The organism is Microbacterium sp. M3, from assembly GCF_033548675.1.
GTDB classification, from domain to species: Bacteria; Actinomycetota; Actinomycetes; order Actinomycetales; family Microbacteriaceae; genus Microbacterium; species Microbacterium arthrosphaerae.
On record NZ_JAWTZT010000004.1, the window covers coordinates 75,646 to 91,255 of the forward strand.

Sequence of the window (15,610 nt, forward strand, 5' to 3'; positions counted from 1 at the left end):
CGCACGCCGGGCCTCGGCCCCGGGCGTTTCGTCTCGCTTCGCTCGCTCAACGACCGGGTGAGACCTCCGGTCCGTTTCCTCCCGCTCCGCCGGCGCGGCGGAACCGCAGTGTCGCGATCTCGAAGGGACGGAGGGTCAGCGGCACCGTGCCGGAGCGGGAGGCGTCGCCATCGGGGCGCTCGAGCAGGTCGGTGCGCACCCACTCGCCCACGTCGAACCGCGGGGTGACCGTGATGCGTCCCCGCCCGCCGGTGGATTCGTACAGTCGCAGCACCACGTCTCCCGAACCGTCGTCGGCGAGCTTGACGGTCTCGGCGAGGATCCCGTCGCCGTCGAGGTCGAACAGCGGGTCGACAGGCCGCGCACCCCGCACGGCGCGCGGCGGCACGTTCAGGCGGTACCCCTCCGCGACCGCCTCGCGGATGCCCGCGCCCGGCCGGACCGACACCCGCATCGTGTGCGCGCCGCGATCGGCCTCGGGGTCGGGGTAGCGGGGCGCGCGCAGCAGCGAGAGTCCGAGCGTGGTGGCGCGGCCCCCGCCCGCCCGGGCGATTCGGCTCGCGTCATGGCCGTACGTCGAGTCGTTCGCCACCGCGACGCCGTACCCGGGCTCACCCACGAACGTCCAGCGGTGGGCGCAGAACTCGAACCGCGCGGCATCCCATGACGTGTTCTCGTGAGTAGCCCGCCGCACGTAGCCGAACTGCGTCTCCGCGAGCACCTCGTCGGCGTGCACGTCGAGGTCGACGAACAGCTTCAGCAGCTTCTGGCTCTCGTGCCAGTCGATGTCGAACGCGAGGTCGACGGCGTCGGCTCCGGGCGCGAGCGAGATGCGCTGCGTGAGCCGTGATCGCGCGAACGCCCGGGCGACCGTCACCACGACGGTGCCGTCGGCGGATGCCGCGACCTCGAGCGCTTCCGGCGCGTCGGCGTCCAGCGGGGTCGCGAGCCGGCGGTAGTGGTCGTCGATGTCCCACGCGTCCCACTCCGTCGGGGTGTCGCGATGGAGGACCAGCCGGTTGGCCGCACCGCCGGGGGCGGCCGCGTCGCGGCCGGACGCGGCATCCGTCAGTGACACGATGCGTCCGCGCTCGTCGATGACCGCGCGGACGCGGCCGTTGTCGAGCGTGACGCCGCCTGTCGCGCCGGCTTCCCACGACACCGCGGCGCCTTCCGCGCGCGGCGGCGCCGCACCGAACGCGACGGCGCCGTTCGCCGGCACCGGCGCCGCGTTCGCGAGCAGCTCGGTCTCGCCGTCGCCCACGAGCGCGGCGAGGCTGCGGTCGATGATCGCGGTCAGCTCTCCGGCGAGGGCGGCATGGTCGCGCTCGGCTTCGCGGTGCACCCAGGCGATGGAGCTGCCGGGGAGGATGTCGTGGAATTGCAGCAGCAGCACCTTCTCCCACGCGCGGCGGAGCTCGCCCTCGGGGTAGGGGGTGCCGGCCCGCACGCTGGCGGTGGTCGCCCAGAGCTCGGCCTCGTGGAGGAGCTGCTCGCTGCGGCGGTTGCCGCGTTTGGTGCGGGCTTGGGAGGTGTAGGTGCCGCGATGCAGCTCGAGGTACATCTCGCCCGACCACGCCGGCGCGTTCGGATACTCCGCCTCGGCCTCTGCGAAGAATCGGCGCGGCGAGCCGACCTCCACTCGGGGGAGTCCTTCGAGGTCGCGGGAGCGCTGGGCCGCGGCGAGCATCTCGCGGGTCGGCCCGCCGCCGCCGTCGCCCCACCCGAACGGCACGAGCGACATCGTGGCTGCGGCGGCGTCCTGGAAGTTGCGTTCGGTGTGCAGCAATTCGTCGGGGGTGAGCTGGGAGCTGTAGGTGTCGGCCGGGGGGAGGTGGGTGAACAGCCGGGTGCCGTCGATGCCCTCCCACCAGAACGTGTGGTGCGGCAGCCGGTTGACCTGGTTCCACGACATCTTCTGGGTGAGGAACCAGCGGTTGCCGGTGCCGGCGACGATCTGCGGCAGCGCGGCGGAGTACCCGAACGAGTCGGGCAGCCACACCTCTTCGGTCTCGACGCCGAGCTCATCGCGGAAGAACCGTTTGCCGTGCGAGAACTGCCGGATCATCGACTCGCCGCCCGGCATGTTGGTGTCGGACTCCACCCACATGCCGCCCACCGGCACGAAGCGCCCCTCCCGCACCCGCTCCCGCACCCGGGCGAACAGGGCGGGGTGGTGTTCTTTCAGCCAGGCGTACTGCTGCGCCGACGACGCGGCGAACACGAATTCAGGATGCCGGTCCATGAGGTCGAGGACGTTGGCGAAGGTGCGGGCGACCTTGCGGACCGTCTCGCGCACCGGCCACAGCCACGCCGAATCGATGTGCGCGTGGCCGACCGCCACGATCCGGTGGCTCGACGCGTGCGCCGGGGCGGCGAGGAGCGGCGCCAGCACCGCGCGGGCCGCGGCCGCGGTGCCCGGGATGTCGTCGGGGTCGATGACGTCGAGCATGCGACCCAGGCCGTGCAGCACCCGACTGCGGCGCGGTGAGTCCGACGGCAGTTCGCGGGCCAGCCCGTCGAGCACCCGCACATCCTGCAGCAGCTCCCACACGGTGGCATCGCGCCGCGCGAGCGCGATCGTTCCCAGTGCGTACAGGGGCGCCGCGCCCGCCGTGGCCTTGTCGCCGAGGGGGGTGGGAGCGAAGCGGAAGTGGTCGGAGACGTCAGGGTTCGCGGCCGCCTCGACGTAGACGACGACGGCACCGCTGACGTCGGGTGTGCATGGAAGGTGGTGGCTCCGCGGCGAGACGGCCTTGATGACCGCGCCGTCGGGCCGATAGGCGAGCCCCTCCGCCTGGAATCCCGGCAGTTCCGAGGTGAAGCCGAGGTCGCAGACGATCTCGGTGCTCTCGGCATCCCATCCGTCGGGAAGCGTGCCCGACAACCGGAACCACGTCGAGCTCCACGCGCGGCCCCAGGTCCAGCCCGCCTCGGTCGGCACGTACTCCTGGCCGACCGCCTCGGCGAAGGGCACCGGTTCATCGGGCACCTGCCAGTGCTCGACGGTCAGGGGCTGGTAGGCAGTGAAGACCGCCGGCTCGAGCCGCTCGCGGGTGAACCGGCGCAGTCGCGCCTCGACTCGGGTGCGGTCGTCGTGCATCGCTGCGCTCCTCACTGCGGTCGGCGTCGAACCGGCCTGGAATGGACGCTAACCGGGGCCCGCAGCGGCAGGCAACCGACGCTCCGCGGCGTCTCCGCGCAGACGTCTCGCGAACGGCGGCCGTGCGATCAATCCCGTCGGGAATACCCCAACCGGGTATGCGTTCACTATGATGGACATACCCAGGAGGGGTACCGACGAAGGAGCAGGAATGACCACGAACGAATACCAGGTGACCGGCATGACGTGCGGACACTGCGAGAAGTCCGTCCGCGACGAGGTGCGCCAGGTGGCCGGCGTCCAGGACATCCAGGTGAGCGCCCAGACCGGCAAGCTCGTGATCACCGCCGATCAGTCGATCGACGACGCCGACATCCTGGCCGCTGTCGACGAGGCCGGCTACTCCGCGGTGCGCGTCTGATGAACGCCGCGGGGCGACTCGGCCTGTTCGCCGCCGGAGCTGTGGTGGCATTCGCCGCCGCGTTCGGCGTCGCCGCCGCGGTCGTCCCCGACAGCGTCGCGGCCGGCCCGAGTGAAGGAGAGACGATGGAAGATCACGGCGACATGGCGCCGGGTGCGGTGACCACGGCCCCGGCCGGAGTCTCGCTGGCCGCGGGCGGGTACGTCCTCTCGCCCATGACGGCGCCGACCGCGGTCGGCGACCCCGGCGAGCTCAGCTTCCAGATCCTCACGGACGCGGGCGAGCCGCTCACCGACTACGCGGTCGCCCACGAGAAGGATCTGCACCTCATCGTGGTGCGCAGCGACGGAGCCGGCTTCCGCCACGTGCACCCCGTGCTCGATGAGCACACCGGCACATGGTCGCTGCCCTGGGAGTGGGATGCGGCCGGCACCTACCGTGTGTACACGGACTTCACCCCCGCGGGGTCGCAAGAAGGCGTGACCCTCACCCGTACGGTGCAGGTCGCCGGCGACTATCAGCCGGTGACCGCCGAGCCCACGCAGACGGCCGGGGTCGACGGCTACACCGTGACGATCGCGGGCGAGCTGGTCGCGGGTGCCATGAGCGACCTCACCGTCTCGGTGAGCCGCGACGGCGAACCCGTCACGACCCTCGAGCCGTACCTGGGAGCGTTCGGGCACCTCGTCGCGCTCCGCGACGGCGACCTCGCCTACCTGCACGTGCACGCCGAGGGCGACGAACCGGAGCCGGGTGACACGTCCGGACCCGACATCGGGTTCATGGCGGAGGCGCCGACCCCCGGCCGGTACTTCCTTTACCTCGACTTCCAGGTCGACGGGCAGGTGCGCACCGCCGAGTTCGTGCTCGACGCCGCCGCGGATCGCGCTGCGGGCGAGGCGGGCACCGACGACGGAGCGCACGGCGAAGAGCCGCACGGCCACTGACGCAACAACTGACGCAGCATCACGACGGAGGAAGGCACGATGAGCACGACGGAAGCGACGACGCCGGCCGGCTCGAGCGTGGAGCTCGAGATCGGCGGCATGACGTGCGCGTCCTGCGCGATGCGCATCGAGAAGAAGCTGAACAAGCTCGAGGGCGTCGCGGCCACGGTCAACTACGCCACCGAGAAGGCCAAGGTGACGGTGCCGCAGGGGTACGACCCCGCGCAGCTCATCGCCGAGGTCGAGAAGACCGGCTACACCGCGGTGCTCCCCGCTCCGAAGCGGACGGATGCCGCGACCCCGGCCGGTGCGGACGGCGACGCCGATCCCGAGCTGACCTCGCTGCGCACGCGGCTCATCGTGTCGGCGCTGCTCACGGTGCCGGTCATCGCGATGGCGATGATCCCCGCTCTGCAGTTCACGTACTGGCAGTGGGCGTCGCTGACGCTCGCCGCGCCCGTCATCGTGTGGGGAGCGTTCCCGTTCCACAAGGCGGCGTGGGCGAACCTGCGGCACGGCACCGCCACGATGGACACGCTCATCTCGATGGGCACGCTCGCCGCGTTCCTCTGGTCGCTGTACGCCCTGTTCTTCGGAACCGCCGGCGTGCCGGGGATGACCCACGGCTTCGAGTTCGGGCTCGCGCCGACCGACGGCTCCGCGAACATCTATCTCGAGGTGGGTGCCGGGGTGACGGTGTTCATCCTCGCCGGCCGCTACTTCGAGAAGCGGTCGAAGCGGCAGGCGGGGGCAGCACTGCGGGCGCTGCTCGAACTCGGTGCGAAGGACGTCTCGGTGCTCCGCGACGGTGTCGAGGGCCAGATCCCGATCGACGACCTCCGCGTGGGGGACGAGTTCATCGTCCGGCCCGGCGAGAAGATCGCGACCGACGGCGTGGTCGTCTCGGGCACCTCGGCCGTCGACGCCTCGATGCTCACCGGTGAGTCGGTGCCCGTCGAGGTCGCCCCCGGCGACGCGGTGACCGGCGCCACGGTCAACGCCGGCGGCCGCCTGGTGGTGCGCGCGACCCGCATCGGCTCCGATACTCAGCTCGCCCAGATGGCGAAGCTCGTCGAAGACGCGCAGACCGGCAAGGCCCAGGTGCAGCGTCTCGCCGACCGGGTCTCGGGGATCTTCGTCCCGATCGTCATCCTCATCGCCGCTGCGACGCTGGGGGCCTGGCTCGGCGCCGGGGCCCCGGCATCCGTCGCCTTCACCGCGGCGGTCGCCGTCCTCGTCATCGCATGCCCGTGTGCGCTCGGCCTCGCGACGCCGACCGCGCTGCTGGTCGGCACCGGCCGTGGCGCGCAGCTCGGGATCCTGATCAAGGGACCCGAGGTGCTCGAGTCCACCCGCAAGGTCGACACCATCGTGCTCGACAAGACGGGGACCGTCACGAGCGGCCGCATGACGCTCGTCGACGTCGTCCTCGAGCCGGGAACCGAGCGCGACGAGCTGCTGCGGCTCGCCGGAGCGCTCGAGCACGCCTCGGAGCACCCGATCGCCCAGGCGATCGCCAAGGGAGCGGCCGCCGAAGTGGGCGTCCTGCCCGACGTCGAAGGGTTCGCGAACCTTGAAGGCAAGGGCGTGCAGGGAGTCGTCGACGGCCACGCCGTGCTCGTCGGGCGCGACGCGCTGCTGGCCGACTGGGCGCAGCGGCTCAGCCCGGCGACCGCCGCCGCCAAGGCGCAGGCCGAGGAGGAGGGCAAGACCGTCGTCGCCGTCGGCTGGGACGGCGTCGCGCGCGGCGTGCTCGTCGTGGCCGACACCGTCAAGCCCACCAGCGCCGAGGCGGTCACGCAGCTGAAGGCGCTCGGGCTCACGCCCGTGCTGCTCACCGGCGACAACGAGGCGGTGGCCCGGCGGATCGCCGCCGAGGTCGGCATCGACCAGGTGATCGCCGAGGTGCTGCCCGCCGACAAGGTCGACGTGGTCGCGCGACTCCAGCACGACGGCAAGGTCGTCGCGATGGTCGGCGACGGCGTCAACGACGCGCCCGCCCTGGCGCAGGCCGATCTCGGCCTGGCCATGGGCACGGGAACGGACGTCGCGATCGAGGCATCCGACATCACGCTCGTCCGCGGCGACCTGCGCAGCGCCGTCGACGCGATCCGCCTGTCGCGCCGCACCCTCGGCACGATCAAGTCCAACCTGTTCTGGGCCTTCGCCTACAACGTCGCCGCGATCCCCATCGCCGCGCTCGGACTGCTGAACCCCATGCTCGCGGGGGCCGCGATGGCACTATCGAGTGTGTTCGTGGTCGGCAACAGCCTCCGCCTGCGCGGCTTCACCAGCACCGCCCGCCCCACCGCCTGACGCGAATCGCCCGAAGGAGCCCACGCCATGACCACCGTCGACACCCACACCGAGCACTCGCACCACGGCTACATCACCGACAAGGAGCGCTACCTCAACCGGCTCAAGCGCATCGAGGGCCAGGCGCGCGGCATCTCGCGCATGGTTGACGAGGAGAAGTACTGCATCGACATCCTGACGCAGATCAGCGCGCTGAAGAGCGCGCTCGAGGCCGTCGCTGTCGGCCTTCTCGACGACCACCTCAAGCACTGCGTCGTCGACGCCGCCCGTGCCGGCGGCGATGAGGCCGACGAGAAGATCAAGGAAGCCAGCGACGCGATCGCCCGGCTCGTCCGCTCGTAGCGCGGCGAGCCGCCGCGCTCGCCGCGGGAAAGACGAAACCCCCGCGATGTAGAAGCTACGCGAGGGTTCCTGGGGTGACTGTAACGATCACCCTTGTGGCTCCGACCGGCATCGATCCGGTGACCTTTCGATTTTCAGTCGAACGCTCTACCAACTGAGCTACAGAGCCGCACGGTGGTATCTCAATACAAGACCTGCCGCGTCCTAGACGAAAGGCCCTCTTCGAGAAAAGGGCCCGTCGCTCGGAGCGACCCTGACGGGACTTGAACCCGCGACCTCCGCCGTGACAGGGCGGCACGCTAACCAACTGCGCTACAGGGCCATGCTTATTGAATTGTGGGGGTGACCCCAACGGGATTCGAACCCGTGCTACCGCCGTGAAAGGGCGGCGTCCTAGGCCGCTAAACGATGGGGCCGGGTGAACCCGGGGGCTCACTGCCGAGGACCAAGCATACGTAATCGTGGGGCAAAACGCGAATCGAGCGCGTGGCGCCCTTGTGGAAAGCCCGACCGGGGCGCACACTGACCGGGTGACCGCTGCCCGAGGCGGCGGTCCCCATGCGCCACTGGGGGTTGCGCATGTGACTGATGTTGCTAGTGTGAATCGAGTTACGCCGCGAGGGGAGGACCCGGTGCAGCCCGAAAAAGCCACCGTCATCATCCCGTCGGACGATGCCGCAGACGAGTGCGGGTGCGCTCCGTCGCCTCGCGAACAGCGCCGCCTCTGGCCCGCGATGAACCGGCGCACCGCGCTGGGTCTCGGCATCCTGAGCGTCGCCGCACTGAGTGCGGGAGCCGCTGCCGGACCGTTCGCCAGCCCGGCGTTCGCCGCCGACTACCCGACCTGGCCCGAGGTCGAGGCCGCCAAGGCCAACGAGGCGGCCAAGGCCGCCGAGGTCGCGAACATCAAGAGCCTCATCGCCGGCCTCGAGGCCGACGTCGCCGCGAAGCAGCTGGTGGCCCAGCAGACCGCCGACGAGTTCTACGTCGTGCAGCAGGAGTACTTCGACGCCGCGCTGCGCGCCGACCAGCTGCAGCAGCAGGCCGACGAGCAGGCCGCCGCCGCGGTGGACGCGGCCAACAAGGCCGGCCGCGTCGCCGCGCAGCTCTACCGCAACGGCGGCGACGACACGTCGCTCGAGCTCTTCTTCGCAGGCTCCGCGAGCTCGGCCGACGACCTGCTCGCCCGCCTCGGCACGATGGACAAGCTCGTCCAGCGCAACCAGGCCGTCTACGCGCAGGCGGTGACCGCGCGCGACTCGGCGCAGAGCCTCAGCGACCAGGCCGAGGTGCAGCGCGCCGAGCGCGACCGCCTGCAGCAGATCGCCGAGGAGAAGATGCTGGCGGCGCAGAAGGCGGCCGATGAGGCGCAGGCGGCGCTGGACGCCCAGAACGCCAAGCGCGGTGAGCTCGAGGCGCAGTTGGCCGCCCTGCAGGACACGACCGCCAAGACCGTCGCCGATTACCAGGAGGGCGAGCGCGTCCGCGCGGCGGCAGCGGCGGCCGCTGCGGCGGCAGCGGCGGCAGCTGCCAAGGCCGAAGCCGACCGCCTCGCCCAGCAGAACCAGGGCGGCGGCGGCGGTGGTGGCGGCGGTGGAGGTGGCGGCGGCGGCGGCGGCGGTGGCGCGGTCGTCGGAACCGGCTGGGCTCGCCCGTCCTCGGGATGGCGCAGCTCCGGCTACGGCCCCCGCACCGTGCAGTGCGGCAACAGCTACTGCTCCAGCGGCTACCACTACGGCGTCGACCTCGCGGCCGGCTGCAGCTCGGGCATCTACGCGGCGTCCGCCGGTCGCGTCGTCTACGCCGGCTGGAACGGCGGCTACGGCAACTACATCAAGATCGACCACGGCGGCGGCATCGGCACCGGCTACGGCCACATCCGCTCGGGCGGCATCTTCGTCGGCGTGGGGCAGTGGGTCAACGCCGGCCAGCTCATCGCGAGCGAGGGCAACACCGGCAACTCCTTCGGCTGCCACCTGCACTTCGAGACGTACGTCTGGGGCTCGCCGGTCAACCCGATCTACTTCATGGCCGACCGCGGCGTCTCGGTCTGAGCCCGACGGCCTGAAACGAAAAGAGAAGCGGATGCCGCGGCATCCGCTTCTCTCGTTCGTACCGGGTTCGTCCGGCTCAGTCGAGCGTGTTCGGGGCGACGCCCTCACCCTGGGTCTTCGTCTGCGCGTCGTGCTCGGCGAAGCGCGCGAACGCCTCGTCGACGAGGCGCTCGGCCTCGGCGGCATTCGCCCACTCGTCGACCTTGACCCACTTGTTCGGCTCGAGGTCCTTGTAGTGCTCGAAGAAGTGGGTGATCTCCTTCTGCGTGTACTCGGGGATGTCGGCGACGTCCTGGATGTGCGCCCAGCGCGGGTCCTTCGCGAGCACCGCGACGACCTTGTCGTCGCCGCCGGCCTCGTCGCTCATCTTCAGCACGCCGACCGGGCGCACCTTCGCCAGGATGCCGGGCGCCAGGTCGTGGTCGAGCAGCACCAGCACGTCGAGCGGGTCGCCGTCCTCACCGAGCGTGTTCTCGAAAAACCCGTAGTTCGTCGGATAGCCCATCGGCGTGTACAGGATGCGGTCGAGGAAGACGCGGCCCGTGCCGTGGTCGACCTCGTACTTGATCTTGCTGTTGCGCGGGATCTCGATGACGGCGTCGTACGCGCCCATGTTGGTGCTCCTTCGAAGACTGTGGAATGCCGCGACCAGCCTAGTCGCGGCGACCTGCGCGATTTCCGGGACGCTGCCACCATCCCCACGGTTCGCGATTCAGGACGGTTGCGCGTGCGGGTGCGTTTTCGGGCGTCCCGCGGGCATCCATCCTGAGTTGCGAACCCGGACGCGGGGTACGGGAGTCGCCGCCCGTGGTTCGCAATTCAGGACGGTTGCGCGTGCGGGTGGCTTTTCGGGCGTTGCGCGGGCATCCATCCTGAGTTGCGAACGGGGACGCCGGGTACGGTGGGCGGATGACTGACCGCCGCCCCGGACTCGACCCCGCCGTCGCGGAGGTGCGCCTGGCCGTGCGGCGGGCGCTGGCGGGCCTCGAACCCGGCGCAACCGTGATCGTCGCCCTCTCCGGCGGCGCCGACTCCCTCGCCCTCGCCGCGGCCACGGCGTTCGAGGCGCCGAAGCTCGGCCTGCGCGTGTCGGCCGTCACCGTCGACCACGGGCTGCAGAACGGATCGACGGATGCCGCGGCCGCCGCCGCCGCGAAGGCCCGGGCTCTCGGGCTCGACGCCCACGTGGTGCGCGTCGCGGTCGACGGCGCCGGTGGGCCGGAGGCCGCGGCACGCGAGGCACGGTACGCCGCGCTGACGCACGCCGCCCGCGACGCGGGCGCCGCTGCCATCCTCACCGGCCACACCCTCGACGACCAGGCCGAGACGGTGTTGCTCGGGCTCGCGCGGGGCGCGGGGGCGACGAGCTTGCAGGGCATGGCCGACGCCTCCGACCTCGACGGCGTCGCGCTGCTGCGGCCGCTGCTGGGCGTGCGCCGCGCCACCACGCGCGCGGCGTGCGCCGCCGAGGGCCTCGAGCCGTGGGACGACCCGCACAACCTCGACCCGCGCTTCGCGCGCGTGCGCGTGCGTCAGACGGTGCTGCCGGTGCTCGAGACCGAGCTCGGGCCGGGGATCGCCGAAGCCCTCGCTCGTACGGCGGCGCAGCTGCGGGAGGACGCCGAGGCCTTCGACGAGATGATCGACGAGACGATCGAAGACATCGTGGAGCACGCCGAGGCCGGCATCTCGGTCTCGGCGGCGGCGCTCGCGGCCAATCCTGCGGCGCTGCGGCACCGCATCATCCGGCACGTGGTCGCGAGCGAGTTCCACCAGAGCCTCACGCGCTCGCAGACGCTCGAGGTGGCGCGCCTGGTGACGGACTGGTCGGGCCAGGGACCCCTCGACCTGCCCGGATGCCGCGCCCGCCGCGTCGGCGGCCGCATCGAGTTCACAGCCTCGGGCTGAATAGACTCGTCCCATGCGCGCGGCCGACGTCTCCAGCGACCTCACCGAAGTCCTCGTCACCGAGGAGCAGATCCGAGCCAAGCTCGACGAGATCGCGGCGCAGGTCGACGCCGACTACGACGGCGAGGACCTCCTGCTCGTCGGTGTGCTCAAGGGCGCCGTCATGGTCATGGCAGACTTCTCGCGCTCGCTGCAGAAGCACGTGACGATGGACTGGATGGCCGTCTCGTCGTACGGCGCCGGCACGAAGTCCAGCGGCGTGGTGCAGATCCGCAAGGACCTCGACACCGACATCCTCGGCAAGCACGTGCTGATCGTCGAAGACATCATCGACTCGGGCCTGACCCTCAGCTGGCTGCTGGAGAACTTCGCGGCCCGGGGTGCGGCATCCGTCGAGGTCTTCGCCCTGCTGCGCAAGCCCGAGGCCGCCAAGGTCGAGGTGCACTGCAAGTACGTCGGCTTCGACATCCCCACCGAATTCGTGGTCGGCTACGGCCTCGACTACGCCGAGAAGTACCGCAACCTCCGCGACGTCGCCGTGCTCGCGCCCCACGTCTACAGTTGACGCGCTTCGGATCTCTGCGAGCGAAGCCCGCGTTGATGCGAAGCGAGTCAAGATCGAGGAGGCGAGGAACGAGCCGTATCGAGATCCGTCATCGGCTCAGCCGAGCAGGTCGAGCAGCTCCGCGGGTGCCGCGTACGTCGTCAGGAAATCGACGATGAGCCGCCGGCATCCGTCGAGCTCCACCGTCATCGGCGCCGTCGTCCCGCCGGCTGACAGTACGACGAGCGAACCGAGGATCTCGTCGCACGGCTCGGCGAGCGGCTGAGCGGATGCCGCGGCCTCGAGCACCGCGCCGGTCTCGGCGGCGTCGAGCTCGCGGGCGCCGGTGAACCAGGCTTGGCCGTCCACCTGCACGCTCACCCACGTCGTCGCGCCGGGCGCGGGCGTCGACGCCGGGTTCGCGGACGGGTCGGTGGAGTAGGCACAGAGCGTCAGCCGGTCGACCTCGCCGGGCGCCGGCACCCGCGGGGGCGTCCACGGCACCAGGTGCTCCTCGTCGAGCGTGGGGGCGGGCCGCGGCGCCACCTCGGTCCCCTCCCACTTCTGCAGCTCCTCGGGTGACGCGAGCTGCAGCGGCTGCGCCGCCCACACCGGCGCGCATCCCGCGTCGATCGCGGCGCGAGGCTGGGTGAGCGTGCGCTGCTCCTCGTCGCTCCGCGTGACGGTGAGCGCCGCTAGGGCCTCCTCGAGCAGGGCGACCTTCGGCTGGCTGCACCCGTCGACCGGAATGCGAAGACGGATGCCGCGGCCCTCGGCATCCGTCAGCCACACGAGGGGCGGGAGCATCAGGACGGCGGAGCAGGGCCCCGAGGTGGGCGGGTCGTCGGCCTGGGCCTGTAGCGCCAGCACCTCGGTGAGATCGCCCTCGAGCGTCTCGCGCGCGACGACGGACCAGATGCCCTGGTTATCCTCGGTCTGCTGGAACGGCAGGCACCGCACGACCGCGACCGGCTCGAAGCCGTCGGGCAGCACTCCAGCCGCGCCGGCGTCGCCGCCCAGGGGGTCCATGCCCGCGCAGGAGATCTCGGACACGATGTCACCGGGCGCGGTGTCCGACGGCGGGGCCGGTCGCGGGGCGGTCGCGCAGCCGGCCAGCAGCAGTGCAGCGGCGGTGAGGGCGACGGCGAGGGCGCGGATCCGGGGCACGGGGTCCTCCTCGACTGGGCTCGTGCAGCGCTGCGCCCCACGCTATCGGCACGCCGCGTTCGCCGCGGGCTTACGCCGTCGGCGAATGCACAGTCGGCGCCTAGGAACCCCGCGATACCCTGGATCGACCGTCGGCGGGCGTCTGCCTGTCCGCGGCGGCACGTCGACGAAAGGGGTCGGGCTCGCGCCCGCGCCATGGACTTCAAGAAGATCACCCGCAACCCGCTCTTCTACGTCCTGCTGATCGGGATCTTCCTCATCGTGGGTTTCTCGCTCATCTCGAGCCTGAACGGTGCGAAGCAGATCTCCACGCAGGAGGGTCTGGAGCTGCTGGGCGGCGACACCGTCACCGAGGTGGTCAACACCGACGGCGACCAGCGCGTCGACATGAAGCTCTCCAAGGAGTACGACGGCGCCACCGACGTGCAGTTCTACTACGTCACGGCGCGCGCCGACGAGGTGGTCGACGCCATCAACTCCGCGAACCCGAAGGACGGGTTCAACGACGCCGTGCCGCGCGCGACCTGGTTCGACGGGTTCATCTCGCTGCTGCTGCCGATCCTGCTGCTCGGCCTGCTGTTCTGGTTCCTGCTCTCCAGCGCCCAGGGCGGCGGCAGCAAGGTCATGCAGTTCGGCAAGTCGCGCGCGAAGCTCGTGACGAAGGAGATGCCGCAGGTCACGTTCCAGGACGTCGCCGGCTCCGACGAGGCCATCGAGGAGCTCGAAGAGATCAAGGACTTCCTCAAGGACCCGTCGAAGTTCCAGGCCGTCGGCGCCCGCATCCCGAAGGGCGTGCTGCTGTACGGGCCTCCCGGAACCGGCAAGACGCTCCTCGCCCGCGCCGTCGCGGGTGAGGCCGGGGTGCCCTTCTACTCGATCTCGGGTTCGGACTTCGTCGAGATGTTCGTCGGCGTCGGCGCGAGCCGCGTGCGCGACCTCTTCAACAACGCCAAAGACAACGCGCCGGCGATCATCTTCATCGACGAGATCGACGCCGTCGGCCGCCATCGCGGCGCCGGCATGGGCGGCGGTCACGACGAGCGCGAGCAGACGCTCAACCAGATGCTCGTCGAGATGGACGGCTTCGACCCCAAGGCGAACGTCATCGTGATCGCCGCGACCAACCGCCCCGACATCCTCGACCCCGCGCTGCTGCGCCCCGGCCGCTTCGACCGTCAGATCGGCGTCGACGCCCCCGACCTCAAGGGCCGCACCAAGATCCTCGAGGTGCACGGCCGCGGAAAGCCGCTCGCCGACGGCGTCGACCTCGAGGTCGTGGCGCGCAAGACGCCCGGCTTCACCGGTGCCGACCTCGCCAACGTGCTCAACGAGGCCGCACTCCTCACCGCCCGTTCCGACGCGCAGCTGATCGACAACCGCGCGCTCGACGAGGCCATCGACCGCGTGATCGCCGGCCCGCAGCGGCGCACCCGCGTGATGAAGGACAAGGAGAAGCTCATCACCGCGTACCACGAGGGCGGTCACGCTCTCGCGGCGGCGGCGATGAACCACACCGACCCGGTGACGAAGGTCACGATCCTCCCGCGCGGCAAGGCGCTCGGCTACACGATGGTGCTGCCGCTCGACGACAAGTACTCGGTCACGCGCAACGAGCTGCAGGACCAGCTCACGTACGCGATGGGCGGGCGCGTCGCCGAGGAGATCGTCTTCCACGACCCCACGACGGGTGCCTCCAACGACATCGAGAAGGCCACGAACATCGCCCGCAAGATGGTCACCGAGTACGGCATGACCGGCGACATCGGCCCGGTCAAGCTCGGGCAGTCCTCGGGCGAGGTGTTCATGGGCCGCGACATGGGTCACGGCCGGGACTTCTCGGACCGCCTGGCCGAGCGCGTCGACTCGCAGGTGCGCGACCTCATCGAGCAGGCGCACAACGAGGCGTACCAGGTCATCAACGCCAACCGCGCGGTGCTCGACCGGCTCGCGCTGGCGCTCCTCGAGAAGGAGACGCTCGACCACCTCGAGCTCGCCGAGATCTTCACAGACGTCAAGCGCCTGCCCCCGCGTCCGCAGTGGCTCTCGAGCGAGCAGCGTCCGGTGTCGGAGCTGCCCCCCGTCGAGGTGCCGCAGCGCCGCGACGAGGCCGGTCTCGCCGCCAGCGTCGAGGCCGAGCAGCCGGCTGCCGAGAAGGCGGCCAAGCGCCGCCCGAGCGGGCAGGCCCGGCCGGCGACAGCGTAGGCTCGGCCCGTGGCCGTCGACCGTGAGCGCGTCGCCGCGCTCGTGCGAGAACTGCTCGAGGCGATCGGTGAAGACCCCGAGCGTCCCGGACTGAAGCAGACGCCGACGCGCGTCGCCGACGCGTACGCCGAGTTCTTCGCGGGAGTGGGAACGGATGCCGCGGCCCCGCTCGCCCACACCATCTCGATCTCTCGGGGCCCGGCACCCGACACGCTGCCGTCGGGCGCGGTGATCCTGCGCGACATCATCTTCCGGTCGGTGTGCGAGCACCACCTGCTCCCGTTCCGCGGGCATGCGCACCTGGCCTACCTCCCGGGCGAGCAGGTGGTCGGCCTCGGCGCGCTGCCGCGGGTGGTCGACATCCTCTCGTCGCGGCCGCAGGTGCAGGAGCGCCTCGGCGAGCAGATCGCCGACGTGATCGCGGGCTCGATCGACGCCCGCGGCGTGCTGGTCGTGCTCGACGCGACGCACGAGTGCGTGACGATGCGCGGCGGACGCCAGCCCGACGCGTCGACGGTGACCATCGCGGCGCGCGGCGAGCTCGCGGAGCCCGCCGCCCGTGCGGAGCTGGTCGCGCTGATCGGGGCGGGCCGGTGACCCGGCGCC

The 15,610-nt window shown here is 71.2% G+C and carries 12 protein-coding genes and 3 tRNA genes; 9 read left to right on the forward strand and 6 right to left on the reverse strand.

What is annotated here, in order from left to right; translation table 11 throughout:
- Window positions 1-46: 46 nt before the first annotated feature.
- Window positions 47-3,103: an alpha-mannosidase gene (locus tag R8Z57_RS12640; RefSeq protein ID WP_318354145.1), complete on the reverse strand. Its 3,057-nt coding sequence runs from the start codon at window positions 3,101-3,103 to the stop codon at window positions 47-49.
- Between the two features lie 211 nt (window positions 3,104-3,314).
- Here R8Z57_RS12640 and R8Z57_RS12645 point away from each other — a divergent pair, with 211 nt between their 5' ends.
- The 4 genes from R8Z57_RS12645 to R8Z57_RS12660 are packed head-to-tail and all read left to right on the forward strand — an operon-like array spanning window position 3,315 to window position 7,129.
- Entirely contained in the window at window positions 3,315-3,524 is a 210-nt protein-coding gene (locus tag R8Z57_RS12645) for a heavy metal-associated domain-containing protein (RefSeq protein WP_318354146.1), read from the forward strand.
- 44 nt (window positions 3,525-3,568) lie between these two features.
- On the forward strand, window positions 3,569-4,471 hold the full coding sequence (locus tag R8Z57_RS12650) for a hypothetical protein (RefSeq protein ID WP_318354147.1): 903 nt from the start codon (window positions 3,569-3,571) through the stop codon (window positions 4,469-4,471).
- A gap of 39 nt (window positions 4,472-4,510) precedes the next feature.
- Window positions 4,511-6,787 (forward strand): heavy metal translocating P-type ATPase, encoded by a 2,277-nt coding sequence (locus R8Z57_RS12655; protein ID WP_318354148.1) that lies wholly within the window; start codon window positions 4,511-4,513, stop codon window positions 6,785-6,787.
- 27 nt (window positions 6,788-6,814) lie between these two features.
- Window positions 6,815-7,129: a metal-sensitive transcriptional regulator gene (locus R8Z57_RS12660; protein ID WP_318354149.1), complete on the forward strand. Its 315-nt coding sequence runs from the start codon at window positions 6,815-6,817 to the stop codon at window positions 7,127-7,129.
- A 96-nt stretch (window positions 7,130-7,225) separates the two neighbouring features.
- Here the strand turns inward: R8Z57_RS12660 and R8Z57_RS12665 are convergent.
- The 3 genes from R8Z57_RS12665 to R8Z57_RS12675 form a co-directional block, all read right to left on the reverse strand.
- A tRNA-Phe gene (locus R8Z57_RS12665) sits at window positions 7,226-7,298 on the reverse strand.
- 79 nt (window positions 7,299-7,377) lie between these two features.
- Window positions 7,378-7,451, reverse strand: a tRNA-Asp gene (locus R8Z57_RS12670).
- Between the two features lie 21 nt (window positions 7,452-7,472).
- A tRNA-Glu gene (locus tag R8Z57_RS12675) sits at window positions 7,473-7,545 on the reverse strand.
- A 318-nt stretch (window positions 7,546-7,863) separates the two neighbouring features.
- Here R8Z57_RS12675 and R8Z57_RS12680 point away from each other — a divergent pair.
- Window positions 7,864-9,183, forward strand: a complete 1,320-nt coding sequence (locus R8Z57_RS12680; RefSeq protein WP_318354150.1) for a M23 family metallopeptidase — start codon at window positions 7,864-7,866, stop codon at window positions 9,181-9,183.
- Window positions 9,184-9,259: 76 nt separating this feature from the next.
- On the opposite strand, the gene ppa is transcribed toward R8Z57_RS12680, so the two are convergent.
- Window positions 9,260-9,796 carry an inorganic diphosphatase gene (ppa, locus tag R8Z57_RS12685; RefSeq protein WP_318354151.1) on the reverse strand — a complete coding sequence of 179 codons (537 nt, stop codon included), beginning with the start codon at window positions 9,794-9,796 and terminating at the stop codon, window positions 9,260-9,262.
- A 296-nt stretch (window positions 9,797-10,092) separates the two neighbouring features.
- Here ppa and tilS point away from each other — a divergent pair, with 296 nt between their 5' ends.
- Window positions 10,093-11,091 (forward strand): tRNA lysidine(34) synthetase TilS, encoded by a 999-nt coding sequence (tilS, locus tag R8Z57_RS12690; protein ID WP_318354152.1) that lies wholly within the window; start codon window positions 10,093-10,095, stop codon window positions 11,089-11,091.
- A 13-nt stretch (window positions 11,092-11,104) separates the two neighbouring features.
- Entirely contained in the window at window positions 11,105-11,656 is a 552-nt protein-coding gene (gene hpt / locus R8Z57_RS12695; RefSeq protein WP_318354153.1) for a hypoxanthine phosphoribosyltransferase, read from the forward strand.
- A gap of 96 nt (window positions 11,657-11,752) precedes the next feature.
- Here the strand turns inward: hpt and R8Z57_RS12700 are convergent, their stop codons facing one another.
- On the reverse strand, window positions 11,753-12,802 hold the full coding sequence (locus tag R8Z57_RS12700) for a hypothetical protein (RefSeq protein ID WP_318354154.1): 1,050 nt from the start codon (window positions 12,800-12,802) through the stop codon (window positions 11,753-11,755).
- Window positions 12,803-12,997: 195 nt separating this feature from the next.
- On the opposite strand from R8Z57_RS12700, the gene ftsH reads away from it, so the two are divergent.
- Both ftsH and folE read left to right on the forward strand, forming a co-directional pair.
- The gene (gene ftsH / locus R8Z57_RS12705; protein ID WP_318354155.1) at window positions 12,998-15,004 is read left to right on the forward strand and encodes an ATP-dependent zinc metalloprotease FtsH; all 2,007 of its coding nucleotides are present in this window, start codon (window positions 12,998-13,000) and stop codon (window positions 15,002-15,004) included.
- Between the two features lie 9 nt (window positions 15,005-15,013).
- The gene (gene folE / locus R8Z57_RS12710; RefSeq protein WP_318354156.1) at window positions 15,014-15,601 is read left to right on the forward strand and encodes a GTP cyclohydrolase I; all 588 of its coding nucleotides are present in this window, start codon (window positions 15,014-15,016) and stop codon (window positions 15,599-15,601) included.
- The last annotated feature ends 9 nt before the right edge of the window (window positions 15,602-15,610 follow it).